This is a genomic window from Hymenobacter nivis, assembly GCF_003149515.1.
Taxonomy (GTDB): Bacteria; Bacteroidota; Bacteroidia; order Cytophagales; family Hymenobacteraceae; genus Hymenobacter; species Hymenobacter nivis.
In genome coordinates this window covers 3,263,041-3,288,295 of the sequence record NZ_CP029145.1, presented here as the reverse complement: position 1 = coordinate 3,288,295, position 25,255 = coordinate 3,263,041, and the positions used below count along the sequence as shown (strand labels likewise).

The 25,255-nt window shown below is 62.0% G+C and carries 25 protein-coding genes and 1 riboswitch; of the genes, 20 read left to right on the top strand and 5 right to left on the bottom strand.

The genetic code is table 11. From position 1 onward, the window contains the following. Positions 1-45 precede the first annotated feature (45 nt). From DDQ68_RS24445 to DDQ68_RS14550, 4 genes are all read left to right on the top strand, one after another. On the top strand, positions 46-4,059 hold the full coding sequence (locus tag DDQ68_RS24445) for an SNF2-related protein (RefSeq protein ID WP_109656957.1): 4,014 nt from the start codon (positions 46-48) through the stop codon (positions 4,057-4,059). Between the two features lie 47 nt (positions 4,060-4,106). Further along, entirely contained in the window at positions 4,107-5,243 is a 1,137-nt protein-coding gene (locus tag DDQ68_RS14555; RefSeq protein WP_109656956.1) for an AAA family ATPase, read from the top strand. Continuing rightward, positions 5,240-5,542 (top strand): hypothetical protein, encoded by a 303-nt coding sequence (locus DDQ68_RS22920; protein WP_162550125.1) that lies wholly within the window; start codon positions 5,240-5,242, stop codon positions 5,540-5,542. The genes DDQ68_RS14555 and DDQ68_RS22920 overlap by 4 nt, the downstream gene beginning before the upstream one ends. A gap of 375 nt (positions 5,543-5,917) precedes the next feature. After that, positions 5,918-7,039, top strand: a complete 1,122-nt coding sequence (locus DDQ68_RS14550) for a putative sensor domain DACNV-containing protein (protein WP_109656955.1) — start codon at positions 5,918-5,920, stop codon at positions 7,037-7,039. An 18-nt stretch (positions 7,040-7,057) separates the two neighbouring features. On the opposite strand, the gene DDQ68_RS14545 is transcribed toward DDQ68_RS14550, so the two are convergent. Then, entirely contained in the window at positions 7,058-7,363 is a 306-nt protein-coding gene (locus DDQ68_RS14545) for a hypothetical protein (protein ID WP_109656954.1), read from the bottom strand. A gap of 6 nt (positions 7,364-7,369) precedes the next feature. Continuing rightward, complete coding sequence (locus DDQ68_RS14540; protein ID WP_109656953.1) at positions 7,370-7,747, bottom strand: hypothetical protein; 378 nt, start codon at positions 7,745-7,747, stop codon at positions 7,370-7,372. Between the two features lie 453 nt (positions 7,748-8,200). Between DDQ68_RS14540 and DDQ68_RS14535 the strand changes: the two genes are divergently transcribed. The 9 genes from DDQ68_RS14535 to DDQ68_RS14495 all read left to right on the top strand — a co-directional run bounded on the left by DDQ68_RS14535 (position 8,201) and on the right by DDQ68_RS14495 (position 16,560). Continuing rightward, positions 8,201-8,758, top strand: coding sequence for a CsgE family curli-type amyloid fiber assembly protein (locus tag DDQ68_RS14535; RefSeq protein WP_109656952.1), 558 nt, complete (start codon positions 8,201-8,203; stop codon positions 8,756-8,758). An 80-nt stretch (positions 8,759-8,838) separates the two neighbouring features. Then, on the top strand, positions 8,839-9,261 hold the full coding sequence (locus tag DDQ68_RS14530) for a curli assembly protein CsgF (protein WP_109656951.1): 423 nt from the start codon (positions 8,839-8,841) through the stop codon (positions 9,259-9,261). Between the two features lie 87 nt (positions 9,262-9,348). Beyond that, on the top strand, positions 9,349-10,761 hold the full coding sequence (locus DDQ68_RS14525; RefSeq protein WP_109656950.1) for a CsgG/HfaB family protein: 1,413 nt from the start codon (positions 9,349-9,351) through the stop codon (positions 10,759-10,761). 208 nt (positions 10,762-10,969) lie between these two features. Further along, a complete protein-coding gene (locus DDQ68_RS14520) occupies positions 10,970-11,992 on the top strand; it encodes a hypothetical protein (protein WP_109656949.1) in 1,023 nt (340 codons plus the stop codon). 122 nt (positions 11,993-12,114) lie between these two features. Further along, positions 12,115-12,756 carry a hypothetical protein gene (locus DDQ68_RS14515; protein ID WP_162550124.1) on the top strand — a complete coding sequence of 214 codons (642 nt, stop codon included), beginning with the start codon at positions 12,115-12,117 and terminating at the stop codon, positions 12,754-12,756. A gap of 164 nt (positions 12,757-12,920) precedes the next feature. Further along, a complete protein-coding gene (gene csgH / locus DDQ68_RS14510) occupies positions 12,921-13,283 on the top strand; it encodes a curli-like amyloid fiber formation chaperone CsgH (protein ID WP_109656947.1) in 363 nt (120 codons plus the stop codon). A 16-nt stretch (positions 13,284-13,299) separates the two neighbouring features. Next, positions 13,300-14,841: a PD40 domain-containing protein gene (locus DDQ68_RS14505; protein ID WP_109656946.1), complete on the top strand. Its 1,542-nt coding sequence runs from the start codon at positions 13,300-13,302 to the stop codon at positions 14,839-14,841. A 50-nt stretch (positions 14,842-14,891) separates the two neighbouring features. After that, a complete protein-coding gene (locus DDQ68_RS14500) occupies positions 14,892-15,332 on the top strand; it encodes an SRPBCC family protein (RefSeq protein ID WP_109658444.1) in 441 nt (146 codons plus the stop codon). Between the two features lie 19 nt (positions 15,333-15,351). Then, a complete protein-coding gene (locus tag DDQ68_RS14495) occupies positions 15,352-16,560 on the top strand; it encodes a class I SAM-dependent rRNA methyltransferase (RefSeq protein WP_109656945.1) in 1,209 nt (402 codons plus the stop codon). Positions 16,561-16,651: 91 nt separating this feature from the next. Here the strand turns inward: DDQ68_RS14495 and DDQ68_RS14490 are convergent, their stop codons facing one another. Further along, the gene (locus DDQ68_RS14490) at positions 16,652-17,056 is read right to left on the bottom strand and encodes an acyl-CoA thioesterase (RefSeq protein ID WP_109656944.1); all 405 of its coding nucleotides are present in this window, start codon (positions 17,054-17,056) and stop codon (positions 16,652-16,654) included. Positions 17,057-17,210: 154 nt separating this feature from the next. Then, positions 17,211-17,411: riboswitch (cobalamin riboswitch) on the bottom strand. A gap of 125 nt (positions 17,412-17,536) precedes the next feature. Here DDQ68_RS14490 and crtD point away from each other — a divergent pair. Then, positions 17,537-19,003: a 1-hydroxycarotenoid 3,4-desaturase CrtD gene (gene crtD, locus DDQ68_RS14485; protein ID WP_109658443.1), complete on the top strand. Its 1,467-nt coding sequence runs from the start codon at positions 17,537-17,539 to the stop codon at positions 19,001-19,003. 155 nt (positions 19,004-19,158) lie between these two features. Here crtD and DDQ68_RS14480 read toward each other — a convergent pair whose 3' ends face one another. Further along, the gene (locus DDQ68_RS14480) at positions 19,159-19,365 is read right to left on the bottom strand and encodes a hypothetical protein (RefSeq protein WP_109656943.1); all 207 of its coding nucleotides are present in this window, start codon (positions 19,363-19,365) and stop codon (positions 19,159-19,161) included. 54 nt (positions 19,366-19,419) lie between these two features. After that, positions 19,420-19,938, bottom strand: coding sequence for a hypothetical protein (locus DDQ68_RS14475; RefSeq protein ID WP_109656942.1), 519 nt, complete (start codon positions 19,936-19,938; stop codon positions 19,420-19,422). Between the two features lie 109 nt (positions 19,939-20,047). Here DDQ68_RS14475 and rsmI point away from each other — a divergent pair, with 109 nt between their 5' ends. The 6 genes from rsmI (at position 20,048) to DDQ68_RS14445 (ending at position 25,181) form a co-directional block, all read left to right on the top strand. Further along, positions 20,048-20,842 (top strand): 16S rRNA (cytidine(1402)-2'-O)-methyltransferase, encoded by a 795-nt coding sequence (gene rsmI, locus DDQ68_RS14470; RefSeq protein WP_109656941.1) that lies wholly within the window; start codon positions 20,048-20,050, stop codon positions 20,840-20,842. After that, a complete protein-coding gene (lnt, locus tag DDQ68_RS14465) occupies positions 20,829-22,505 on the top strand; it encodes an apolipoprotein N-acyltransferase (RefSeq protein ID WP_162550123.1) in 1,677 nt (558 codons plus the stop codon). Before rsmI ends, lnt begins: the two co-directional genes overlap by 14 nt. Positions 22,506-22,652: 147 nt before the next feature. After that, positions 22,653-23,453 (top strand): inositol monophosphatase family protein, encoded by an 801-nt coding sequence (locus DDQ68_RS14460; RefSeq protein ID WP_109656939.1) that lies wholly within the window; start codon positions 22,653-22,655, stop codon positions 23,451-23,453. A 157-nt stretch (positions 23,454-23,610) separates the two neighbouring features. Beyond that, on the top strand, positions 23,611-24,108 hold the full coding sequence (locus DDQ68_RS14455) for a hypothetical protein (protein ID WP_109656938.1): 498 nt from the start codon (positions 23,611-23,613) through the stop codon (positions 24,106-24,108). 88 nt (positions 24,109-24,196) lie between these two features. After that, on the top strand, positions 24,197-24,886 hold the full coding sequence (locus DDQ68_RS14450) for a hypothetical protein (RefSeq protein WP_162550122.1): 690 nt from the start codon (positions 24,197-24,199) through the stop codon (positions 24,884-24,886). 112 nt (positions 24,887-24,998) lie between these two features. After that, positions 24,999-25,181: a FeoB-associated Cys-rich membrane protein gene (locus DDQ68_RS14445; RefSeq protein WP_109656936.1), complete on the top strand. Its 183-nt coding sequence runs from the start codon at positions 24,999-25,001 to the stop codon at positions 25,179-25,181. Positions 25,182-25,255: the final 74 nt, after the last annotated feature.

Below are 25,255 nucleotides of genomic sequence, written 5' to 3'. Positions count from 1 at the left end.
GCGGATGCACGCGGGGCCCTAACTTGCGCCCCCCCGTGGCCGCCTATGAAAGTATCGCCTACCGAACCTTTTCAAATCGTTTACTCGCTCTTTGAGCACGAGTTCCTGGGCCACCTATTTGCGGCCTACCTGGTGCAGCGCGGGCCGAAGGGCCAGCTCACGCTACTGCACCAAACGGCTTCGGCCCGCAACGCGCCCGAGTTTGCCAGTGGCCTCGACGCGGTGGACTTTGAGCTGATTGAGCTCTGCGACCAGCTTCAGCAAGAAGCGGTTATCAAGGAATTCTGGCCCCGCAAGATTGCGGCGGCCGACTTCTTCCTGAAAACCTATAACGCCGACAAGGGTGACAAGGCGCTGCAAGATGCCGTGGCCCGCTACGTGCAAACGCGCATGGCCGCCGCGCTGGCCCGCTTGCATGGTAAGCAGGTGTTCATCATGGGGCGCGACGGCGAGCCCACCTGGCGCGAAATTGCGCTGGCCCCGGTGCCGGCCTCGGTGCTATTCCACTTCCGCCGTAACGACGACGGCACGCACTACTTTCCCACCATTCAGTACCAAAATCAGAAGCTGGATTTCCAGTACAAGGGGGCCCTGCTCGTGTGCCAGCAGCCGGCCTGGCTGCTGCTGGACGGCGTCATTCACTCGTTCCACAACGACGTGGATGGCCGCAAGCTCCAGCCGTTTCTGAGCAAGAAGTTCATCGTGGTGCCCCGGCAGATGGAGGCCAGCTACTTCCAGAAGTTCGTGGCCCCGCTCATGGAGGCGTTCGATGTGCACGCCCGCGGCGTGGGCTTTGCCGTCGTCACGGACCGCTACCGGGCCCGGCCGCGCCTCACCTTCAGCGACGTACCGCCCGCCGGGGCCCTGCCCGAGGCGCCCGAGAGGCCGCCGGGGCCCCCGCGCCGCGGCCGCGTGCCCCAGCCCAAGCCCGCGCCCGCGCCCAGCGCCGACCGCCTGTACTTCCAGCTGGGCTTCCGCTACGGCGATGCTTCGGTACCCTTCGACCCCAGCAAGCGCGTGAGCGTGCGCCTGGAGCAGGCCGACGACAGTTATACCTTCCACCGCCTGCTGCGCAGCGCCGATGACGAGCGGGCCGCCGCGGCCGTACTGGCCGCCCGCGGCCTGGTACTGGCCGATGGCTACGCTGCCCTTGACCGGGTCACGGCCTTCCAGTGGCTGCACGACAATGCGGAATCGCTGGCGGCCGAGGGCTTTGCCGTGGAGCCTGCCGCCGGGGCCAGCCAGCCGTATTTCCTGGGGCCCGTGCGCGTCGAGCTGGGGATTCAGGAAGCCGGCGACTGGTTCGACGTGCGCGGCACGGTGTACTTCGGCGATATCGCGGTGCCGTTCATCCGGCTGCGGGGGCACATTTTGCAGCGGCGGCGCGAGTTCCGGCTGCCCAACGGCCAAGTGGCCATCATCCCCGAGGCGTGGTTTACCGATTACCTGGAGCTGTTCGCCTTCGCCGAAGAGCAGGACGAAGCCCTGTCGCTGCGCCGCCACCACCTCGCCCTGGTGGCCGACTTGCAAAGCAACGAGCTGGCCACCGTGACGCTGGGCCGCAAGCTGGAGAAGCTGCGCGACTTTGCCGAAGTGGAGGACCACCCGCTGCCCGTGGGCTTCCGCGGCGAGCTGCGCCCCTACCAAAAGGCCGGCTACAACTGGCTGCGCTTCGTGCAGGACTACCATTTCGGCGGCTGCCTGGCCGATGATATGGGGCTGGGGAAAGCGCAGCCGCTGCACGCCAATATCCTGACGCCCGGTGGATGGAAGCAAATGGGCGAAATGCGCGTGGGCGACGCCGTTATCAATTCGCAGGGTACGGCCTCGCGGGTGACGGGCGTGTTTCCGCAGGGCGAGAAGGAGATTTTCCGGGTTATGTTCACGGATGGTGCCACGGCCGAGTGCTGCGCCGAGCACCTGTGGGCTGTGCAAAGCCCGGTGCAGAAGTGCCGCGGCCAGGGCTACCAAGTACGGGCCCTGCACGAGCTGGCCGGCAACCTATATGACCGGCACGGTAACACCAAGTGGTTTATTCCAATGGTGAAGCCCGTGGCGATGACCACGCAGCCGGTGCCCGTTGAGCCGTATTTTATGGGCCTGCTGCTCGGCGATGGATGCTTCCGGCAAAACAGTGTTCAGCTGTCGATGGAGGACGCGGAAATCGTGAACTACGTGGCGCTGGGGCTGCCCCCGGGCTTAGCCATGCGGCAGCAGGGCACGACGTGCGATTACCGGTTTGTGAAAACGGCCGCCGGCTGGACCAACGACCTGATGCAGCAGATCGGGGCCCTGGGGCTGAAAGGCAAGGGCTCAAAAGACAAATTTATTCCCGACGCCTACCTGTTCAACGATGCGGCCACGCGCCTGGCCGTGCTCCAGGGGTTGATGGATTCGGATGGCTATATGCCGGCGCCGGGCGATGTGTGCCAGTTCACTTCCGTATCGGTGGAGCTAATTAAAGGCGTCACTTTCCTGGTGCAGTCCCTGGGCGGCACGGTGAAAGAATCGAGCAAAATACCGACTTACACGCACAACGGAGCGCGGCGCACCGGGCAGTTGGCTTACGCCCTCACGCTGAGCCTGCCACCGCACATTCAGCCGTTCCGGCTGGCGCGCAAGGCGGCGCTGTACCGGCCCAAAAGCAAATACCAGCCCTGCCGTGGCATCAAGGCGGTAGAACTGGTGGGTACAATGCCCGCGCAGTGCATCGCCGTGGATGCCCCCGACCGCCTGTACGTGACGGATAACTTCGTGCTCACGCACAACACGATTCAGACGCTGGCCATGCTCCAGCAGCGGGCCGAAAGTGGTGCGGCGCAGGGCGCGGCGTCGCTGCTGGCCTTGCCTACTTCACTGGTGTACAACTGGTTGAGCGAGGCGCAGAAATTTACGCCCGCCTTGCGCCTGCTGGTGTACACGGGCACTTACCGTACCAAGGATGTGGCCCAGTTTGCCGGCTACGACGTGGTGCTGACCAGCTACGGCATCGTGCGCCTCGACGCCGAGCTGTTGGCCAGCTACCGCTTCGACTACGTGATTCTGGACGAGTCGCAGGCCATTAAGAACCCGTCGAGCACCACCTCGCAAGCTGTGCGGCAGCTGCGCTCCAAGCACCGCCTCATCCTCACAGGCACGCCGGTAGAAAACAGCACGATGGACCTGTGGTCGCAGATGTCGTTCATCAATCCCGGCTTGCTGGGCACGCAGGCATTTTTCCGGAAAGAATTCCTGAAGCCCATTGAGCAGCACCGCGATGAGGGCCGCATGCGCCGCCTACACGCGCTCATTAAGCCATTTATTCTGCGCCGCCATAAGGAACAAGTAGCCAAAGAATTGCCGGCCAAAACTGAGCAGCTCAGTTACTGCGACATGACGCCCGAGCAGGCCCAAGCCTACGAGGAAACCAAGAGCTTCTACCGCAATAAAATCCTGCAAAACCTGGACGAGCACGGGTCTGCCAGCACGCAGTTCCTGCTGCTCCAGGGCCTCACGCGCCTGCGCCAGATGGCCAACCACCCGCACCTCGCCGACGCCACCTACACCCACGAGTCGGGCAAGCTGCGCGAGGTGCTGCGCATGGTGCGCAACGTGGTAGCCGAGGGGCACAAAGTATTGGTGTTTAGCCAGTTTGTACAGCACCTGGCCCTGGTGCGCGCTGCCCTCGACGAGCGCCAGCTGCCCTACGCCTACCTCGACGGCAACACCCGCGACCGGGCCGCCGAAGTGGCCCGCTTCCAGGAAACCGATGCACTGCAAATCTTCCTCATCAGCCTGAAAGCCGGCGGCGTGGGCCTCAACCTCACCGCCGCCGACTACGTGTTCCTGCTCGACCCGTGGTGGAACCCCGCCGTGGAGGCCCAGGCCGTGGACCGGGCCCACCGCATCGGGCAGCAGCGGCCGGTATTCGTCTACAAGTTCATCACCCAGCACACGGTGGAGGAGAAAATCCTGGCCTTGCAACAGCGTAAGCTCAACCTGGTCAGCGAGTTGATTGCTACGGATGAGGCGGTCATCAAAACCCTGACGCGGGCCGATATTGAGGAGCTACTGGGGTAGGTTGGGACCCCTACCTTCGCTACAGTCTTCCGCTTAATGTCATCGCTATGCTTACGTCCCTCCGCATTCAGAATTTTCGCAGTATCCGCGACGCCTCGGTGAAGCTGGGGCAAGTGAATCTATTTATTGGGCCGAATAATTCGGGGAAGTCGAATTTTTTGAAGGGAATAACAATGCTTGGGGCATACTTAAAAACATTCCCTAGAAATAAAATAATAACAGAAGACCAATTCCAAACCCTTTTACCACGCCAATCTACTTTTACAGCAAGAGAAGAACTGATTAGATTTATTGCTCGAGTCTCAAGTAATGATCAACAATCTATTAGCTTAATATTAGGATACGCATATGATCATAGAGATTATAATTATGATTCAAAAGGAAAATTTGCAGTAGATTTAACTGTTGTTTCAAATAAAAATATTGAACATAATTTCGGTGATTATTTTGAGCAAGAAGGATACTCAAGTGAAGAAGAAGTCCCTACTGTGATATGGGAATCTCAGAAATTATTCGTCAATTTAAAATTATATAAGTTTGAGCCAGCAGCTTTCTTGTTTAGTACGGAACTATCTAATCAACCTTTTCTAGATGCAAACGGGCGAAATATTACAGCGTTTTTATATACATTAAGTCAGAACCACGAAGATAATTTTGCTCGCCTTCGAACCGATTTTGCTCAGTGTGTTGTTAGTTTATCCTCTTTTTCTACTCCGCCTGATCCTGCTACAAATGGAAATCTTCGCCTGAAGTTTTTCGACGCTGCAAGATGTTCATACTGGGCTGAAGAAGTATCTGAGGGCGTCCTTTACTTCTTAGCAATACTGTGCATTGTTCATCAGCCCGACCCGCCGAAGCTGCTGCTGCTGGAGGAGCCAGAGAAAGGGATTCATCCCCGGCGCATTAAAGAGGTGATGGATTTTATTTTTGAATTAGCGCGGCTGCGCGATATTCAAATTATTCTTACTTCGCATAGCCCTTATGTGGTAGATTATTTCGCGGATATTCCTGAGTGCATTTCGGTGTTTGACCGCGAGAACGGGGAAACTGTTATTCACAATGCAGGTGATATCATAAGTGAAACCAACGATAAGTTAAAAGCAGCAGGACAAGAACCAATTCATTACACAGATGCACTAGGAGAATACTGGGTTTCGGGCTTTTTAGGAGGTGTACCGGTATGACGATGTTGCGATACGGGTTCTTTGGGGAAGATGACGCGCAACGGCTTTTTCTACAACACTACCTGGCGGTAATATCAGTTGGGCAAAGCTGGCAATTCGAAGCCGACGAGGTATTTGCCGGCCGTTTCCGCGGGGTTAATAAAAAACAGGTAGATGACCTTTTTGCCGAAGCTTGTCAAATAGGTTTGTCAGAATATCAGCAGCAATGCTTTTTTGTTGGGCGCGACTTAGATGATCATAGCCTAGCTGCTTTTAAACGTAAGCAAGCCGAGATGCAAGAGACTTTGCGGGGCCTTTAGGTTACAAGCCGTTTTGCTGATACCAGTGCAATGCATTGAGCATTGGCTTTGGTATTTGAAGTGGCGAGTTGAAAACCCTGGTTCGACCAAAAATATTAACCTCGAAACCCAACCCCGGCCCGACGCAAAAGAAGCAGTTTATCAAGCACGTAAATGCTCAACTAAGCATTCGAACCCGATTGTAGAACGGTTGGCCGCTGGAATCGACATTGCTTGGTTAGAAAGTCGCTCTACAAGCTTCCTGGCGTTTCATCAGCAAGTCAAAGTATATCTAGGGGCCCTAGGTTTATTGCCATAAAGGGCCCCGGCTGAACCCCCGCCCGCCCCCGCGGTTGCTATGCCTCCCCGGGGGCCCCATTGGCCCGCCTTATTTGTATGCTTTCCGAACCTACTTACCTGGCCGCCCGCATGGTGGCCCCCGCCCTCGAAAACCATTTCTTGCAACACCTGGCGGCGGCCCGCCAGTTGGGGGCCGAACTCGGCGAAGTGCCGTCGGCCAGCCTGATGGAAGTGGTGATTGACGTAGCGTTCTGGGCCAGTTTGCGGCGCGAGGAAGGCCGGCCGCCCCGTATTTCGCTGGCGCTGCTGCCGCCCACCGCCGCCGCGGGGCCCTTGGTGTTTGGGTGCCGGCCGCGGCTTACGCCACAGGCCCTCATCAAGTTGGCCCCGGCCGTGGAGCACCCCGGCGTACACCTGGGCGTGTGGCACGACGCCGACGGCCTGTACCTGTGGGGCGCCGCTACGCGCATCCCGCCGGTGTGCTTCGTGGTGGAAGTGGTGGAGCCGGGCCTGCTGGTGGTGAAGCATCGCCGGGCCGACGGCTTCGGCAAATTTGTGAACGTGGCCGTGCTACGCGGCGACCAGGTGCGCATCATAGACGAAGAAAACCTGGGCCTGGACGACTATCCTGAGTTGCGGGCCTCGCTGCCCAGCATCCCGGCTCCGGCGGGCGCCGCCACCATCGACGTGCTGGTGGAGCTGGCCTCCGCCATGCGGGCCCATGGCCGCGGCGGGCTGGTGCTGGTAGTGCCACCCGGTTCGGCGCAGTGGCAGGGCTCGGTGGTGCAGCCGCTCAGCTACCCCGTGGCGCCGGCCTATCCGGGCATCGCGGCCGCGCTGGCCCAGCCCGGGCCCGAGGGGCCTGAGGCGGCGCTGCGGGCCATCGAAATTGTGGGCGGCTTCACGGCCGTCGACGGGGCCACCGTCATTACCCAGCACTACGAGCTGCTGGCCTTCGGTGCCAAGGTGACGCGCGCCGCTCACAGCCGGCCCGTCGAGCAGCTCATCGTGACCGAGCCCGTGCTGGGGAGCACCGCCCTGCGCACCCACCCGGCCCAGAACGGCGGTACCCGCCACCTCGCCGCCGCCCAGTTTGTGCACGACCAGCACGACGCCCTGGCCCTGGTGGCCTCGCAAGACGGCAACTTCACCGTGTTCGTGTGGTCCGAAGGCCTCCAGCAAGTGCACGCCCACCGCATCGACGTGCTGCTGCTGTGAGGAAGCCCGCCGGGGCCCCTAGCGTGCAGCGGCAAACGCCTGACAGGCAGCGGCTACCTGCGTCATATCGGCCCTGGTGTGCAAGGCGTTGAGTACCACGCGGGTGATGCAGGCATCGGCCGGCGTGGGGTAGGCGAAGCTGGAAATCAGGATACCGCGCGTCTCCAGAAACGGAGCCAGCGCGTTGGCCCCGGTGTAAAAAACCGGGAAGCAGAGCTGGTAGCGGAATAGCCCCAGGGCCCCCACGGCCGCGGTAAATTGCGCCACCAAGGCCCCCAGCTGCTGCCGCGCCGCGGCGTGCAGCCCCGCCCGCTCGGCTGTCAAAAATGCTCACAAATACGCCGGTACTGCGGGCGAGCGGGCCCCGAAAAATGGGCCGCCGCGCAGCGGGGCAATGAACGCCGCGTCGGCCAGCACCGCGCCAGCCGGCACCCCCAGTGCCTCACTCAACGAGTTGACCACCACCAGATGTACGTGAGGCGGCAGTGCCGTCAGCAGCGTAGCCACCCCGGCCCGGCCCGGCCCGGCCAGGCCTAAGCCGTGCGAATCGTCGAGCAGCAGGGTGGTGGGCCGGCCGGGGGGCAAGTGGGCGGCCCAGCCAAAATCGTAGGGCTCCAGCCGCAGCGGGTCGAGCGAGTTGCTGACGATGACCACCGGGCCCGGGGCCCCGACCGCCAGGCGGGCCAGTAAGCCGCTGGTCCAGGCCATGTGGGGCCCCGGGGGCGCCGGTCCAGGCGGCCAGGTATGCTTCGGCTTCGGCAAATACGCTTAGCTGAATGCCCGACCCACGCGAACTGGAATAGTTGGTACCGTAGCGGGCTAAGCCCTCGGCCAGCAGGGCGGCGAAGTGGGGCTACGGGCTGCGCCCAGATAGCCGGTGCCGCTGCAAAACAGGTACTTGCGGCCGGCTACCGTGCATAGGGTGCGGCCTGGAAGGTAGTCGGTGTCGAACATAAGAACTACGGGTAAAGGGCGGGCAAGGTACCGCACCCGGGGCCCCGCGCCGCCCCAAAATATTATATAGGCTTTAAAGAATAAATAATGGCTTTATTTTTTGGGATATATTAAAACTAAATATATATTTGTTGGCCTGCCGGCGGGCCCGTTGTAGGCCCCGCCGTGCTCTTTTCGTCCTCCCCGCTCCGCCCCACCCACGCTGCTATGTACTGCCCCCCGCTTGCTTCCGGCTGGATGCTTTGGTTCCGCGCTTTGGCCGGCTGGGGGCTGCTGGCCGTAGCGCTGGGGGCCCTGGCCGGCCGGGCCGACGCGCAACCTGCCAAGCGCCCCGCCCAAGCTCGCAAAGCCCCCGCCCCGCTGCCTCCCGCCCAGCTCGAAGAAGCCCTGCGCCTGCTGCTCAAGGCCGACTCGGTAAGCCGCCGCCGCACTGGCACTGAGGCGGCAGGCCTGGTGCTCGACCAAGCCCTGACCAAGCCGGGCCACGACTTCTACGACCTGTTTTACAACAGCTTTGAGGCCCCGGCCGGCGTGGCTGACTTCACGGTGCAGGTGGGCGAGCGGCCCGGCCGCGGCAATTCGTCGCTCATCGTGCTCACCGTGAACGACCAGGAGCTGCTCGAAGCGCCCCTGCCCACCCGCCTCGACCAAATGGAGGAACTGGTAGCCGGGGCTGTCGAAGCCGCCCAGGGCTACCTGTTAGAAGCCCAAAACGTGAGCCGCCAACTGGAATCAGGTCGGCGCGCACCCCTCGAAGTGTACTGACTTGGCCGGGCCCCGGGGCCCGGCTGCTACCCGCATTCCTGCATTATCCTAGTTTTCAAAAATTCCACTCATTTACTACAATGAAAATATTCTTTACGCTTTTACTGCTGGCAGCCTTGGGCGGCTGGGCCCGCCCCGCCCAGGCCCAACGTTTTGTTTACGAGCCCATTAACCCGGCTTTCGGGGGTAGCGGCACCTTCAATTATTCGTGGCTGCAAGCCTCGGCCACGGCCCAAAACCGCATCCAGGATCCCGTGCAGGCCTCCACGGCCGCGACGGATCCGCTAACGCAGTTCACGGCCAATATCAACCAGCAGGTGCTGAGCCAGCTCACGAGCCGCCTCATCACGTCGCAGTTTGGCCAGGGGGCCATCAAAGCTGGTAGCTACAACGTGGGCAACTACCAGATTCAAATCACGCCGGGCGCGGGAGGTATAACCGTGCAGGTGACGGACCCTACCACGGGTAACCAGACCATCATCACCATTCCGAACGGGCTGTAGCAGCGGAGCGCTTGGCGCAACGCGCCGGCCGGTGCCCCACGCGGGGCCCCGGCCGGACCCTTTTTTTCATCCGCTGCTGCTTTCCTTATGCACTTCCTTCCATGGCGCCGGTGGCTGGCCGGGCCGCTGCTGGCGCTGGGCGCCTGCACTCCCTACCTATACCAACACCCGCTGGCCCCCCAGGCTGCCCGCCTCGGGGCCGAGCTACGCACGCCCGAGCAGTGGGGCCAACTGCCCGCGCCGCTGCGCAAAACGGTGGTGGCCGTGTACAAATTCCGCGACCAGACGGGCCAGTACAAGCCCCAGGCTAACGGGGCCAGCTTCTCGACGGCCGTTACGCAGGGCGCCACCACGGTGCTCATCAAGGCGCTGGAGGAGTCGCAGTGGTTCGAGCCGATTGAGCGCGAAAACCTGGGCAACCTGCTCAACGAGCGTAAAATTATCCGCAGCACCCGCCAGGAATACACCGATCAGACCGGCCAGAAGCAGCCCTACCTCCCTTCGTTGCTCTTCGCCGGCGTCATCCTGGAGGGCGGCATTATTTCCTACGACAGTAATATCCTCACCGGTGGCGCGGGGCTGCGCTACTTCGGGGCCGGGGCCTCGGGCCAGTACCGGCAAGACCGCGTGACGGTATACCTGCGCGCCGTGAGCACCAACACGGGCAAGGTGCTCAAAACTGTGTACACGTCCAAAACCATCCTCTCGCAGCAGGTCGATGCCAACCTGTTTCAGTTCGTCAGTTTCAAGCGCCTGCTCGAAGCCGAAACTGGGTTTACCTACAACGAGCCCAGCGAGATGGCCGTGAAGGACGCCATCGAGAAGGCAGTGCAGGCCTTGGTGTACGAAGGCTTCGATGACCGGCTGTGGTTGCCGCGCGACACCGTCGCGCTGCACGGCCCGGGCCGCACCGCCTACCTACGCGAGAAAAGCGAAAACCTGAACATTGACGTGCTGGGCCGCGAGGCCGCGCCGCGCCGTGCTGCCTGGGCCCTGGGCCTAGCCGGGGCCGTCACTCAGTACGGCGGCGACTATGCCCAGCCCATGCCCACCCTTGGGGCCGAGGCCACGCTGCGCTACCAGCCCGGCGAAATGGCCAGTATATTTCTGAACGCCGGCCGCCTGCACTTGGCCGCGGGCCCCGGCCGCAGCTTCTTCGACTATACCTTTAACTATGCCGAGGCCGGGGTGCTGCTACGCCTGCTTCCGCGCGACCAGTTCACGCCTTACGCGCTGCTGGGTGGGGGCATCGCGGTGCGGCAGCAACTGAGCACCTACAGCCGCTATGTGCCCTACGTGATGGCCGGCGTAGGGGCCGAGTACCTGCTCACGCCCCGCCTGGGCCTGAGCGTAGGGGCCGATTACCACTACTTCCTCAACGACACTGCCGACGGGGTGGTGACCGGCCGCTACAACGACTACTACTTGGCCGGGCGCGTTGGCGCCGTGCTGTACCTGGGTCGGAAGCGGGCGACACGAATCTCAAAAGTCATGCCATAATATTAAATATTAACAATTATTATTATCATTTAAGCGATACCGTTGTTTCCACGCAACTGAATGAATTATAGCAATAAATAAATATTTTTTAGTAGAAGTTATATATATTTCTATTGATATTGAAAGAAATACTTGCTACTTTTGAAGAGTTCTTCCGGAGAGAGCCAATGTCCTAGTCCTCAATTCCCACCCCATTCATTCAACCAAAATGAAATCCGTTTCCCTACTCGCCGCCGCCCTGCTGATTGCAGGTGCTGCCAACGCCCAAGGCCCAACTAATACGTACCAAGGTCCCATCATCCGGCAGGTAGCTGCCCCCGGCACCGCCCCTGCCGCCCCAGCTGATGTTCCCGGCGCTTCGAGAGGCACCTACAGCAAGAGCTACAGCGACTACAGCCAGGATTCTTACGTGAGTCAGACTGGTAACAACAACTACGCCACTGTTGACCAGGCCAATACTGCTGGTGCAGCACGTGGTAACACGGCTATCCTTGACCAGACCGGTAACAATAACAAAGCGTCACAAAACCAAGCGACGACTAATAATAATCAGGGCTACAGTGGAGCCTTCAATGGTATAGATCGTAATTTCATGCGCTCGACGCAGAATGGTTCGGGCAGCCAGACTCAGCAGTCCCAATCGAGCGGCTTTGCTAACGTTGCAACTGTTCTCCAAGGTAATGGCACCATGGGCAACCGTGCTATCCAAAACCAAAGCGCAAACGCTGCTGGTGCGAGCATCGCTAACCAAGCACAAATCAATCAGACGCGCTACGCAGTTGCTGGTGGTGGCTCTGGCAACTATGCCGAGCAGCAGCAGTCCGGCATTTTACAAGCTGCTAGTATCGATCAAGAAGCATCTAATAGCTACGCCAAACAGACGCAGCGTGGAGGCGGTAACATCCAGAATCCTAAAAGCTCTAACGACGCCTATATCCATCAAGGTGACCCTGGCACCCGTAACACCGCCGAGCAGTCGCAAGATGGGTTTGGCAACAAGGCCCAAATTCAGCAGTCGGTTAGCTCTACTGCCAACGATAACTACGCTATGCAAACCCAGACTGGCACCAGAAACCGAGCTGATATCATCCAGCAAAGCTCGGGCAACTACGCCGAGCAGATGCAGTCGAATCGGGATAACTATTCGAGCATGAACCAATCGAATGTGCGCTCAGCCGCCTTATCGGTGCAAACTGGCGCCGCCAATACAGCTATCATCACTCAGAAGTAATTCGCTGGCGTACTACCGCTAAATCACTGAATGGGTCAGGTTCGAAACTATCTTGCAAGAGATATCGATCCTGGCCCATTTAGGGTAATATTGTTGTGGTTTAGCACGTTACGCATCCATCCATGAAACTACACTGCTTATTGATGATTGCCGGCGGGGTAATCGCCGCCCAGGCGGCCCATGCCCAGCAGCGGGCCCCCAGTGAGGCCGCCACAGCCGCGCAGCGACTGGCCGAGGACCTGAGCCCGGAACGGTTGCTCAACAGTGCTTCCACCAACATGCAAAACGCTGCTACGCTGCTGCAAAATGGCAACGGCAATACCGCCCGCGTCGACCAGCAAAGTTTGTCCGGGGTCAGCAACCAAGCTTACGTGGCCCAGGTGGGCGCGGCCAACGTGTTGGGCTTGGTACAGATTGGGGGCGGCAACGTGGCCACTATGGAACAGAACGGCACCGGCAACCACGCCGACCTCACGCAGAACGGCCAGGGCAACGCCTCGGCCCTTACGCAGAAGGGCGCCAGCAACCGGCTGACGGGCCTGGTGGTGGGTAACGGCAACGAGTTGAACATCCACCAGGATGGCAACGGCAACCGGGTAGACAGCGAGATTCACCAAAACAAACAAGCCTATACCATTAACCAGTACGGCACGGGCAACGTGCTGAAACAAGTGGAGTCAACCATTACGGCCATCCCGGGCTACACCGTGGAAATGCGCGGCTCTGGCATCAACCTTACCATTGAGCAAGGCAAAGTGAAGTAAGCTGCCGGACACGGGGCCCTGGAAAACGAGCGAGACAAGCCGGCGGCGCAATAGCCCCCGGCTTGTCTTGTTGGTAGGGCAAGTCTTGTTCGACGGCTAATGCAACATCTTGTTGGTAAGCAGTATAAATAGATTTTCTTCTAATCTCATCCCACCCATTCATTATGCTCCCACTATTACTTCTACTCGCGGCCTGGCAGGGTGCCGGGCCCCCCGAGCCATGCCGCGCGCACCTCGAACTACACCAGCAAGACGGATTCCTGACCGTAACGGGCCACTGCCGCAGCCTGCTGCCCACCGCCGCCCGCTACCGCTACGAACTGTCGCTGCTGAAGGAAGGCGCCGGCGGCCGCTCGCAAAACACCCAGCGCGGTGAGTTCGACGTGGCCCCGGCGCAGGAGGTGTCGCTGTCGGAGGCCCGGGTGAACGCCACAGCTCAGGACACGTACCGCATCCACCTGCGGGTGCTGGACCTGGCGGGGCACATCGTGGCCCAGGATTCGGCGGTACAAGTCGCGGCGCGTTAAGTTCTTGCCCGGCTTTATGCGCATTTTATCGTTCTTCGAGCGGGGCCCCCAAGTCGGGGCCTTCCTGCTTTCGCTCTGCCTGCTGGTGCTGGCCGCTTGCGAGCCCACCCAAGTGGAGCCCGCCTACTTCGGCACCCTCACCGTGACCGTGCTCGACGGCAGCACCAGCCAGCCGCTGGCCAACGTGGCCGTGAGCACCACGCCCGCTACTGGCTCGTTCGTGACTGACGCCAAGGGCCAAGTCGTCATTACCTCCGTACCTACGGGCCTCGTGAGCGTGGCCGCCCGCCGCGCCACCTACGATGCCACTACCGGCAGCGCCACCATAACCAACGGCCAACCTCAGTCGGTGGTGCTGCTGTTGAACAAAACCGCCACCACCAACACGCCCGGCGTGGCCGCGCGGCCCACGCCCACAGTGGGCGCCACCGGGCAGCCCGCCGACGTGCAGCTAAGCTGGCGTCCCGCCGCCGGGGCCCTCAAAAGCGACTCGCTGAAGTACGATGTGGTGCTGTACGAGAGCAACAACCTTAACCAGCGCACCCTGCTGAGCAACGCCCGCGACACTACGGTGCTGGCCCCGAGCCTGCGCTTCAATACCACCTACTACTGGCAGGTGACGGTGCGCAACCCCGCCGGTGTTGCCGCCCGGGGCCCTGTCTGGAGCTTCCAAACTAAGGCCCTGCCCGACAACCGCTTCCTGTTTGTGCGCACCGTGAACGGTAACGCCGACATCTATTCGGCGAACGAAGCCGGGGCCAACCTCGTGCAGCTCACCAGCTCGGCCTTCGTGGAAACGGCCCCCCGGCTCAGCCCCAACCTCGATTTGGTGGCCTACGCCTCCAACGCTACAGGGCAGTTCCAGCTGTACACCATGAGCCGCGACGGCTCCAACAAGCGGCGCATTACCACGCTGGCGGCCGAGGGCTACAACAACCCCGGCGTGGGCTACTGCTGGTCGCCCGACGGGGCCCAGCTGCTGTATGCGCATTACGACCAGCTATACCGCGTGAACCGCGACGGTACGGGCCTGGTGCAAATTGCTACGGCCCCCGCCGGCCGCCACTTCCGCGAGTGCGACTGGACGGCCCAAGGCGGCGGCCGCATTGCGGTGCAAACCGTGGGGCCTAACGTGTTCGACTCGGAAATTCTGCTCGGGAATACCGACGGCAGTGGCCTGGTGACGCTGGTAGGCAACCTGCCCGGCCGCGTCGATTCGCCCGCCTTCAGCATCGATGGGCGCACGGTGGCCTACACCCACGACGCGGCCGGCTTCGACGATGCCGGTGGCCGGCAGCTCGACGCGCGCATTTACTTGCAGCGCCTCGACGGTTCGGCGGCGGTGGACGTTTCGGGCAGTAGCACCAGCGGTAGTGGCGGGGGTAAGAAGCTCGGCACCAACGATCTGTACCCGCACTACGCGCCCGATGGCTTTCGGCTATACTTCGTGAATACACCCAACGACAACCGCTCGGCCCCCGACGTGTGGGTGACCGAACCCGACGGCCGTAACCGCACCCTGCTGTTTGCCGACGGCAACCTACCCGACTGGCGGTAGGGCGCCCGGTGCGGCGCCAACCAAACCGGGGCCCCGGCGTAAGCCTGGATATGCGCGTTATCCTTCGTACTGCTGTGGGCCAGGACCCCGCCCACGTAATGGCGGGGTTTACCCGCGAGCTGTTTTTGGCGCTGGCCCCGCCGTTTCCGAAGCTGAAGCTGGTGCGCTACGATGGCAGCCGCACCGGCGACGTGGTGGAAATCGAGCTGAACACCGGCATCAAAAAGCTGTCCTGGACGTCGCTCATCACCGACGACGGCGTGCTGCCCGACGGCACCCACTACTTCGTGGACGAGGGCCGGCGCCTGCCCCCGCCGCTGCGCTACTGGCGGCACCGCCACCTCATTGAGCCGGGGCCCCGGGGCGGCAGCATCATTGTGGACAACCTGGAGTACCGCACCGCTTTCAGGGCCCTGGACGTGCTAGTTTACCCGGCCATGTGGGCGCAGTTTGCTTGGCGCAAGCCCATCTACCGGCGCTGGTTTCGGTGAGGCGTACCTTTGCGGGCCTATGAGCTACTCGACTTCGCCCGCCACCATCGTCCTCAAAAACGGAAAAGACCATTCCTTGCGCCGCCGCCACCCCTGGGTGTTCTCGGGGGCCATTGCCCGCTTCAAGGGCGACGCGGGTGAGGGCGACGCCGTGCGCGTGGAAGCCGCCGACGGCGAGCTGCTGGGCATGGGCCACTTCTCGGGCGGCGGCTCCATTGCCGTGCGCATGCTCGATTTTGGACCCGAAACCGAGTTGCCGACGCCCGATTTTTGGGTGCGCAAACTCAGCAATGCCTACCAATTGCGCCAGCGCCTGGCCCTGACCGGCGCGGCCGGTACCAACGTGTTCCGCCTGGTGCACGCCGAAGGCGACGGCCTGCCCGGCCTCATCATTGACGTGTACGGCGACGTGGCCGTGGTGCAGGCCCACAGCGTGGGCATGTACCGCGCCCGCCCCGAAATAGCGGACGCGCTGCGCGTGGTGTTCGGCGACAAGCTGCGCGCCATCTTCGACAAAAGCGCCGAAACCGTGCCCGGCAACGCCGTACCCGACGCTCAGAATGGCTACCTGTTCGGCGAAAGCACCGGCACCGAGCACCTCGTGACCGAGAACGGCCACCAGTTTGCCATCGACTGGGAGACGGGTCAGAAAACTGGTTTCTTCATCGACCAGCGCGACAACCGGGCCCTGCTGGCCCGCTACGCCGCCGGCCGCCGCGTGCTGAACACGTTCTGCTACACGGGCGGCTTCTCGGTGTACGCCCTGGCCGCCGGGGCCGAGGTGGTGCACTCCGTCGACTCCAGCAAGAAGGCCATTGCCCTCACCGAGCGCAACGCCGCCCTGGCCCCCCATGCCGACCGCCACGCCGCCTACGCCGACGACGTGCTCGGCTTCCTCAAAAACCACCCCGCCGCGTACGACCTGCTCGTACTCGACCCGCCCGCCTTCGCCAAGCACATGGGGGCCCGGCACGCTGCCCTCATGGGCTACAAGCGCCTCAACGCCGCGGGCATCGCGCACCTGGCGCCGGGTGGGCTGCTCTTTACATTCAGCTGCTCGCAAGTAGTTAGCCCCGAGCTGTTTGAAGGCGCTGTGCTGGCCGCCGCCATCGAAGCCGGCCGCCCCGCCCGCATCCTGCACCGCCTCACCCAGCCTGCCGACCACCCCGTGAGCCTCTTCCACCCGGAGGGCGCGTACCTGAAAGGGCTGGTGCTGGCCGTGGAGTAGTAGCGTGGACTAGGTGCCTTGCGCCGTTCATTTAATACATAGCTGGGACCCTCTTTTTTCGCACACTGCAATGAGAGAGGGCCCCAACTGTTTAGATGGCTGCCGCCACCGGCCGGATGGGCGTGGGGCGGCGGGCGTCGTCCAGGGCTACGAAGGTGAAGGAGCCGGTGACGGCCAGCAGGCGCTCTTCTGAATACATCTGTTCGACGTACAATTCGACCCGTACTTGCAGGCTGGTGGTGCCCACGCGCACCACATTGCCGATGAGTTCGACCAGCGTGCCGCCGGGGATGGGGTGCGTAAAATCGACCCGGTCGGACGATACGGTGACCATTTTGAGGCGCGAGAAGCGGGTGGCCGTGATGAAGGCCACCTCGTCCATCATGTGCAGGGTAGCCCCGCCAAATAGCGTATCGTAGTGGTTGGTGGTGCCGGGGAAAACGGCTTTGAAGATGCGCGTCTCGGCGCGGGCAATCTGGTCGGCAAGGTCTTGCATAAAGCTGAGCGTAAGGGTAAAACGGTGGAGTGCGTCGTTCCTTGCCCGGTGGTGCGCGTGCCCAGGCGTGGCCGTACCGGCCCCGGCTTCCGTAGTGCGGAAGCCGGCTTGCCGGCGGTGCCAAACCTGATGCGGAGCCCCAAAGCGCGAGGGAAGCATCAAATGGCGGCCGGCAGGTCTCCTGACTTTGCGCCGCCGGGGCCCTTCCTTCTCGGCCAGCCTGGGGGCCCTGCCAATGGAAAACTAGGGGCCCCGGCCGGGGTGGCACTTACAGTAGCGCGTCTGTTCGGGAGTTGCACCCGATTCCCTTTTCATTCCGGCCCGAGGGCCAAAAACCGGCCGCTGGTTGATTTAGAAAAATCGAAGCAGCGGTAACCTGCCGCGAAGGTAAGAAGCATTTTTAGCGCTGGGGCCCAAACTTCTACCCCGGGCATCGCGGTTAGCAATGCAGTGAATACGCAACAGAAAAACCGAGTGCCCATGCGGCCGCCCGTGGCCGTCATCGGGGCGGGAGTGGCGGGGCTGGCCGCCGCCGTGCGGCTGGCCGTGGCTGGCCACGCCGTTACGGTGTTCGAGGCGGGGCCCTCGTTTGGCGGCAAAATGCACCAGTTTGAGCTGCCCGGCGGCTACCGCTTCGATGCGGGGCCCTCGCTGTTCACGCTGCCGCAGCTGGTGGATGACATTTTCCGGCTGGCCCACCGAGAGCCTACCGATTATTTTCGTTACGAGCGGCTCGACCCGATTACCAACTACTTCTTCGCCGACGGCACGCGCCTAGCGGCCTGGGCCGAGGCGGACAAGTTTGCTGCCGAAGTGGAGGAAAAGCTGGGGGCCCCGGCGGCCACCGTCACGCAGTTTCTGGCGCGCAGCGGCAAGGCCTACGATGCCACGGCGGGCACGTTTTTACACAAGTCGCTGCACAAGGCCGGTACCTACTTCAGCCCCGAAACCCTGAAGGCCGTGGGGGCCCTGCCGGCGCTGGGCCTGCTCGGCACCATGCACCAGCGCCACGCCAAGGCCTTTGCCGACCCGCGCCTGGTGCAGCTCTTCGACCGCTACGCCACCTACAACGGCTCCGACCCGTACCAGGCCCCCGCCACGCTGAGCATGATTCCGCACCTGGAGCACGGCATTGGCGCGTTCTACCCCGTGGGCGGCATCTACGCCATTGCCGAAAGCCTGTACCGCCTAGCCGAAGAATTCGGAGTGAAATTTCGGTTCAACGAGCCGGTAGAGGAGATTTTGGTGGCTGATAAACACATCACGGGCCTGCGCACGGCCCACGACGTGTACGACTTCGGCTTGGTGGTGAGCAACATGGACGTGGTGCCTACCTACCGCCGCCTACTGCCCACTCAGCCCGCGCCCGAGCGCACGCTGGCCCAGCCGCGCTCCTCCTCGGCGCTGATTTTCTACTGGGGTATCGCTCGCGAATTTCCCGAGTTGGACTTGCACAACATCTTCTTTTCCAGCGATTACCAGCAGGAATTCCAGGCCATTTTCGAGGATAAAACCGTGGCCGACGACGTGACGGTGTACGTCAACGTCACGTCCAAAAAAACGCCCGCCGACGCCCCGGCTGGTCACGAAAACTGGTTCGTAATGGTGAACGTGCCCCACGACGAAGGTCAGGACTGGGATGCTCTCACCCATAAAACGCGCCGCCTCGTGCTGGCCCGGCTGTCCGGGGCCCTGGGCGTGGCCATCGAGCCGCTCATCAAAGCCGAAAAAATCTGGACCCCGCCCGGCATTGCCGCCGACACGTCATCGTCCGGCGGGGCCCTGTACGGCAGCTCCAGCAACAACCCGCTGGCGGCCTTCCTACGCCACCCCAACTTCTCGGGCCGGCTCGACGGCCTGTACTTCTGCGGCGGCTCGGTGCACCCCGGCGGCGGTATCCCGCTGTGCTTATTATCGGCTAAGATTGTGGCGGAGCTGATTGGGTAGCGTAGTTCTGCGGCGGATACCCCGTGCACAACGTGTCATTCCGAGCGTAGCGAGGAATCTGGGGGCCCTAATTCAGCTTCCTCGCTGCGCTCGGAATGACAAAAAAGCGCCCCGCCGGGTAAGGCGAGGCGCTTTCTATATTCGGAAAGGCAATACTAATCGTAGGCCGGCTTGTCGATGCTGGGCTTGTCGTGGCCTCGGTTGGGGTGGGTGACGCCAGCGTCCAGCGCATCTTTTTCCAGCTGCTCTTCCTTGGCTTCGCTAAAATCGTCCACCGGTAGCACGCCGGCTTTTGGTTTGCCTTCGAGGTTGTGCTCGTCGGAGTTGTCGCGGTCCTTCCGGTTATCGTGGTGGGTAGGCATGGTATAAATGGGTTAGGTGGGAAAAAGAACTACTGGGTAGGGCCCCCAGCTTGGCTACTGGTCGATGGCCGTGTCGGTGGCGTTGAAGTCGGTCAGCTCGGCGTTGGTATCGGTGCCGGTGATGGGCTTGAGGGGCTTAGGCTCCATCTCGCCCATGCCTACGCGCGACTTGGGGTTTTCCATTTCGTCGGGCCCCTTGCGGCGGTCGTCGGCGTCGAGCTCGTCCACGGGGCCGCCGGGGTTGTGCACGGCCACCAGGTCGGGGTCGTCGTCGTAGGTTTCGAGGGCCGGCAAGTCTTGGTCAGCGCGGGCATCGCGGCCCTCGTCGTCCGAGCGCATGTTGTCGGCGGGGGGCGTCATCGCATCAGCGTCCTCGTTCACGCCCAGGGCCGTTGCGCCGCCGGCCGTGTCGGAGCCGAAGCCCTGCTTGCCGTCGCGGTTGCCAAAGCCGCCGCGGGCCGCCTCGTTCTTGGGTGGGTCGGCGTTGGGAATGTGGTGGCCGGCGCGCATTTCCTCGTCGGTAGTGTCGTCGTTGATGACGCGGATGGGGCGGTTGTTCGGGTCGACGGGCATGGGATAGAAAATGAAGTTGAAAGCAAAGCAGGTAGTAGAAGGGTGTACTATGGTTGGGCCCTTTGGGTTGTAAAGGAGCCCCAACCCGGGGCCCCGTACCTTTGCCCCCATGCCCGACGCTCCCGCCCTCACCCTCGTGCCCACGCCCATCGGCAACCTGGAGGACATCACCCTGCGGGCCATCCGCGTGCTGGGCGAGGCCGACCTGGTGCTAGCCGAAGATACCCGCGTCAGCGGCCGCCTGCTCCAGCACCTGGGCCTGAAAAAACCGCTCCTCAGCTACCACCTCCACAACGAGCACCAGCAGGTGCCGCGCCTGCTGGAGCGCCTCGAAAAGGGCGAAAAGATGGCCCTGGTGAGCGACGCTGGCACGCCCGGCATCTCCGACCCTGGCTTCCTGCTGGTGCGCGAGTGCCTGGCCCGCGGCCTGGCCGTGGAGTGCCTGCCGGGCCCCACCGCCCTGGTGCCGGCCCTGCTCAAGTCGGGCTTCGGGGCCGAGCGCTTCACATTTGAAGGGTTTCTGCCCGTGAAAAAAGGCCGCCAAACCCGCCTGCACGAGCTGGTGCCCGAGCCCCGGACGATGATTTTCTACGAATCGCCGCACCGCCTGGTGAAAACCCTCACCCAACTGGCCGAGGTGTTTGGGGCCCAGCGCCCGGCCTCCGTCAGCCGCGAGCTCACCAAGCTGTTTGAGGAAACCGTGAACGGCACGCTGGCCAGCCTCGCCGCCGAGTTTGGGGCCCGGGCCGCCATCAAGGGCGAAATTGTGCTGGTGGTGGCCGGCAACCCCACCCCGCCGCCCCGCCCCGGCAAGGCCGGCCGCTACGCCCGCGGCGACGAAGACGAAGTAGACGACTCTCTTGGAAATGAAGCTTATAACTCCAACGAATTTGGCGAAGACTAGCCCCGCGGCCCATCCCGTAGCGCTGGCCGCACTCGGTGCTGCCCTGCTCTGGACCGGCTGGTCGACCAGCGGCACGCTCTGGCCCCTGGGCCTGTTCGTGGGCTGGGTGCCGTACCTGCTCATGGAGCGCCGCTTCACGCAGCAGGGGGCCCGCAAGGGCCGCGTGTTTGCGGGTACCTACCTGTTTGTGCTGCTCTGGAATGCCAGCACCACCTGGTGGGTGAGCTACGCCGACCTGGCCGCCGGCATCGCCGCCGTAGTCCTGAACGCGGGGCTCATGTGCCTGCCGCTCATGGCCTTCCGCCAAACCAAGAAGCGCTTGGGGCCCCGCATTGGCTACCTCGCGCTGCCCATCTACTGGATTGCCTTCGAGCAGTTTCATCTGCGCTGGGACGTCACCTGGCCCTGGCTCACGCTGGGCAATGGCTTTGCTGCCGTGCCGCAGTGGGTGCAGTGGTACGAGTACACCGGCTTCCTCGGCGGCTCGGTATGGGTGTGGGTAGTCAACCTGCTGGTTTTCTTTGCGGTAGTCGACAAAAAAACGCTGGGATTCACCACCGGAACCGCTGCGGCCGTAGTGGCCGGGCCCGCCGATTTGGTGGGCGTACGGCCCTTCGGCACACGGTTTTTAGCGCCTTTTTTAGCGATAATACTGCCGCTTGTTTTATCCTACGCCATCGGCGCTACTTACCAGGAACAGGGCCCCGGGGCCGAAGTGGTGGTGGTGCAGCCTAACTTCAACCCCTACACCGAGAAGTTTGCCGGAGCGGCCGACTTTGTTTCCTACGACGTGCAGCTCACACGGCTGCTCGACCTCAGCACCCGGCAGCTCACGCCCCAAACCCGGCTCGTGCTCTGGCCCGAAACCAGCCTGGCGGACTACTACGTGGAGAAAACCATCGACGCCAACCCCCGCATCCGGCGCATCCGGGCCTGGCTGGGGCAGCACCCCGGTGTGGCCCTCGTCACGGGCATGACCAGCGTCGTGACCTACCCCAACAAGGAATCGGCCAGCGAAACGGCCCGCTTCCGCGACGACGCCGGCTACTACGACGTGTGCAACACGGTCGCTTACCTCGCCAGCGCCACGGCTCCGGTGCAGTTTTACCACAAGGAGCGGCTGGTGCCGGGCGTCGAGAAAGTGCCGCCCTTCCTCACCGCCCTCGTGTCGCACATCGACCTGGGCGGCTACGTGGGCAGCTACGGCACGGTGCCCGAAACCACCCTGTTCCGCGTGCCCGGGGCCCCCGCCCTGGTGGTGCGGCCCCTCGTGTGCTACGAGTCCATCTACGGCGATTTCACCGCCCAATATGTGCGCGATGGGGCCAACCTGCTGGGTCTGGTCACCAACGACGCCTGGTGGTACGACACGCCCGGCTACCGCCAGCTGCTGCGCTTGGGGGCCCTGCGCGCCATCGAAACCCGCCGCGATCTGGCCCGCGCCGCCAACACGGGCTTCACCGGCTTCATCAACCAGAAGGGTGCCCTCACGCAGCTGGCCCCCACTTGGGTGCCTACCGCCAGCCGCGCCATCGTGCACCTGAACGATAAGCTGACCTTTTACACCCGCGTGGGCGAATACATCGGCCGCGGCTGCCAGGCCCTGGCCCTGCTGCTACTCGGCTGGGTAATTGCCCGGGCCTTCGCGGGGCCCAAAAACTAATCGCAGGAACGTCATGCAGCGCGCAGCGAAGCACCTCTCCAGCAGCAGTAATCAATGCTATAGTCAGCGGGAGAGATGCTTCGCTGCGCGCTGCATGACGTTCTAAGCTAACCCACTTCCTGCGTCTTAATACCCCAACCCTCAAGCATGACCGATTACCTCGCCCTTTCGCACCAAGTAGCCGCGCTGTGCCGCGAAACCGCCCAGTTCATCCTGCACGAAGCCAAAACCTTCGACCCCAACAAGATTGAGAACAAGGGCCTGCACGACATGGTGAGCTACGTAGACCAGGGCGCCGAGCGCCGCCTGGTGGCTGGCCTGCGCGAAATCCTGCCCGCCGCCGGCTTCATTACCGAGGAAGGCACGGCCGGGGCCCCCGGCGAAACCCAGGAGTTCACCTGGATCATCGATCCGCTCGACGGCACCACCAACTTCATCCACTCGCTGCCCGTGTTTGCCGTAAGCGTGGCCCTGCTGCACGGCCCCGACCTGGTGGTGGGCGTGGTGCACGAAGCCAACCGCGACGAGAGCTTCCGCGCTGCCAAGGGCCACGGCGCCTTCTGCAACGCCGACCGAATACACGTGACGGGGGCCCCCGCGCTGGCCAACTCGCTCATCGCCACGGGCTTTCCCTATACCAAGTTTGCCCAGCTCGATAAGTACCTGCAAGTACTGGGCAGCTACATGCAGCGTACCCACGGCCTGCGCCGCCTGGGCTCGGCTGCCACCGACCTGGCCTACGTGGCCGCCGGCCGCTTCGACGGCTACTTCGAGTTCAACATCAACTCCTACGACGTAGCCGCGGGCCTGCTGCTCGTCACCGAAGCCGGCGGCCGCGTCACCCAGTTCCTGGAAGACGGCGACCCACTGTTCGGCCGTGAAGTGGTGGCCAGCAACGGCCACCTGCACGAGGAGATGCAGGCCACGATTCGGGAGTTCTGGGCGTAGCGGGAAGGGCCCTATTTGGCGCGCAAGGCTATGTTTTTGGCAGTGCCGCTTCAGCCGCCGGGGCCGGCTGCAACCTTATTCAGCAATCTGGAGTCCCCAGGCTGGTGGTCGCTGCTTGTGGCAAAAAGCGCGCAAGTTGGCGAGCTGCCAGCCCTTTATGCTCAAGTATTACGCGGTGCTATTTGCTTTTTTTGCGACTGCCTTGCCCAGCTTGGGGCAGGCTTTCGCGCACACCAAAGGGCAAGAGTTTCTGTATTTCAGGAAAAACGGCCACCGGGAAGCCGTGTATGGCATCGGTGACGTCGTAACGTTTGAGTTGAAGGGCACCGGAGCAAAGGTATCCGACCAAATCAAGGGGTTTCAGGACAGCTTGGTTGTGTTTGAAGCTCATGTACTGAATCCTAGCAAGATAGGTGCAATTTACGTGGATGCCAAGACTAAGCAGTGGTTCATTCTCAGGTACAAATATGAAAAAGTCTTTTTCTTAGCCAGCGCGTTCTTCTTGCCAATTGATATCGTGAACACGGGCAAAATTGAGCCGCAGGCGTTGGCTATAAGCGGGGCTTTGCTTGGGGTAGGCTTGCTGGCCAAGTGGCTGATTAGTAAAAAGCTGAAAATAAAAGGCAAGAGGAAACTGCTTGTCATCGCTTACTAAAGTTATTGCTTATAACCCAGGGCCCCGGCCTGGCTGGTTTTGAGTAGCATTCCCCTCTCCCCGGCTAGTTGCTCATTCTCTTTGCGTTATGAAAGTTTTGCCAGCTTCTATACTGCTCACGTATATTGCTCACGAAGTGGAATGCGAAAACGAAGTAGGGTGCGGGGCTTGCCCCCGCCCGTCGTCGAACGGTTCAGTCGGCTTTCATTCAATGATGGGCGGGGACAAGCCCCGCACCCTACTTCGTGACGAGTATAAATACCTACGCCAGGCAAGCGCCTTCTTGGTATGCAGTGGCCTTTTGCTGGGCCTGGGCGGTTGCTCCACGCCCGTAGCGCAGTACCCGGCCGCGCAACTGTTCCCGCCCAACTACGCCGCTGCCTTGGCGGATAACATGCCGCTTGCTTTATCGGAATCCAAGCTGTGCCGAGGATTCGCCGGGCAGTGGGACTCTATTTTGGTGGTAAAACCATACGTGGCAAAATCAGAGGTAAAGTCTTTGCCAATAAGTAATTACTCGGCAATAAGCGACCAGGTGGACGGCCAGAGCCTGGACGAGAGTAATTGCACCTTGCTCTTCGTCAAGGCGGGCCGCTACGTGGCCTACAGCGTAGTTCTTAGAACTATCGACTTAGCTACCGTCGAGAAGCAGAAAAATGCTCCGTTTGTATGGCTTGCCAAACCAGATGCTCAGCACTTATTTATGAAGAAAAAAGCTGCGGCATCAGTAGCTGATACGGCAGCACGCTACTCAGTTGTACTTGCTGCTCAAAAGTGACGGGTATTATGTTTCCTACAAAGCAAGCAACCCCACCCACAGTACCCGCCCCAAACGTAGCCCGGGGCCCCGGCGCAAACTTTTGCCAGGGCCCCGGCGTTCCTTAACCGCTATGTTAGTTCAATACATCCTCGTGGCCGCCATTGTGCTGGGGGCCCTGTTTTTCCTGGGCCGCCGGGCTTGGCGGGCCTTCTTCTCGAAGGACCAAGTGGGCTGCGCCAAGGGCTGCGGCGCCTGCGGTGGCATTGATGTGGACCGCCTGGAGCGCACCATTGCGGCCCGCGCCGGGCGCTGAGGCAGGGCGCTGAATTTAGGGGCCCCGGCGGGCAACCCCGGGCGGCCCGGGGCCCGTATAGCTGGGTAGCCGCT

What these genes read in the sequence shown, in the direction of transcription:
- DDQ68_RS14515 (WP_162550124.1), top strand. Translation starts at nt 12,115, where the DNA reads ATGAAACTACACTGCTTATTGATGATTGCCGGCGGGGTAATCGCCGCC.
- crtD (WP_109658443.1), top strand. Translation starts at nt 17,537, where the DNA reads ATGCGGCCGCCCGTGGCCGTCATCGGGGCGGGAGTGGCGGGGCTGGCC.
- DDQ68_RS14520 (WP_109656949.1), top strand. Translation starts at nt 10,970, where the DNA reads ATGAAATCCGTTTCCCTACTCGCCGCCGCCCTGCTGATTGCAGGTGCT.
- rsmI (WP_109656941.1), top strand. Translation starts at nt 20,048, where the DNA reads ATGCCCGACGCTCCCGCCCTCACCCTCGTGCCCACGCCCATCGGCAAC.
- DDQ68_RS14525 (WP_109656950.1), top strand. Translation starts at nt 9,349, where the DNA reads ATGCACTTCCTTCCATGGCGCCGGTGGCTGGCCGGGCCGCTGCTGGCG.
- DDQ68_RS14500 (WP_109658444.1), top strand. Translation starts at nt 14,892, where the DNA reads ATGCGCGTTATCCTTCGTACTGCTGTGGGCCAGGACCCCGCCCACGTA.
- DDQ68_RS14455 (WP_109656938.1), top strand. Translation starts at nt 23,611, where the DNA reads ATGCTCAAGTATTACGCGGTGCTATTTGCTTTTTTTGCGACTGCCTTG.
- DDQ68_RS22920 (WP_162550125.1), top strand. Translation starts at nt 5,240, where the DNA reads ATGACGATGTTGCGATACGGGTTCTTTGGGGAAGATGACGCGCAACGG.
- DDQ68_RS14550 (WP_109656955.1), top strand. Translation starts at nt 5,918, where the DNA reads ATGCTTTCCGAACCTACTTACCTGGCCGCCCGCATGGTGGCCCCCGCC.
- DDQ68_RS14490 (WP_109656944.1), bottom strand. Translation starts at nt 17,056, where the DNA reads ATGCAAGACCTTGCCGACCAGATTGCCCGCGCCGAGACGCGCATCTTC.
- DDQ68_RS24445 (WP_109656957.1), top strand. Translation starts at nt 46, where the DNA reads ATGAAAGTATCGCCTACCGAACCTTTTCAAATCGTTTACTCGCTCTTT.
- DDQ68_RS14480 (WP_109656943.1), bottom strand. Translation starts at nt 19,365, where the DNA reads ATGCCTACCCACCACGATAACCGGAAGGACCGCGACAACTCCGACGAG.
- DDQ68_RS14475 (WP_109656942.1), bottom strand. Translation starts at nt 19,938, where the DNA reads ATGCCCGTCGACCCGAACAACCGCCCCATCCGCGTCATCAACGACGAC.
- DDQ68_RS14450 (WP_162550122.1), top strand. Translation starts at nt 24,197, where the DNA reads ATGAAAGTTTTGCCAGCTTCTATACTGCTCACGTATATTGCTCACGAA.
- DDQ68_RS14530 (WP_109656951.1), top strand. Translation starts at nt 8,839, where the DNA reads ATGAAAATATTCTTTACGCTTTTACTGCTGGCAGCCTTGGGCGGCTGG.
- DDQ68_RS14495 (WP_109656945.1), top strand. Translation starts at nt 15,352, where the DNA reads ATGAGCTACTCGACTTCGCCCGCCACCATCGTCCTCAAAAACGGAAAA.
- DDQ68_RS14460 (WP_109656939.1), top strand. Translation starts at nt 22,653, where the DNA reads ATGACCGATTACCTCGCCCTTTCGCACCAAGTAGCCGCGCTGTGCCGC.
- DDQ68_RS14505 (WP_109656946.1), top strand. Translation starts at nt 13,300, where the DNA reads ATGCGCATTTTATCGTTCTTCGAGCGGGGCCCCCAAGTCGGGGCCTTC.
- DDQ68_RS14535 (WP_109656952.1), top strand. Translation starts at nt 8,201, where the DNA reads ATGTACTGCCCCCCGCTTGCTTCCGGCTGGATGCTTTGGTTCCGCGCT.
- DDQ68_RS14445 (WP_109656936.1), top strand. Translation starts at nt 24,999, where the DNA reads ATGTTAGTTCAATACATCCTCGTGGCCGCCATTGTGCTGGGGGCCCTG.
- DDQ68_RS14540 (WP_109656953.1), bottom strand. Translation starts at nt 7,747, where the DNA reads ATGGCCTGGACCAGCGGCTTACTGGCCCGCCTGGCGGTCGGGGCCCCG.
- DDQ68_RS14555 (WP_109656956.1), top strand. Translation starts at nt 4,107, where the DNA reads ATGCTTACGTCCCTCCGCATTCAGAATTTTCGCAGTATCCGCGACGCC.
- csgH (WP_109656947.1), top strand. Translation starts at nt 12,921, where the DNA reads ATGCTCCCACTATTACTTCTACTCGCGGCCTGGCAGGGTGCCGGGCCC.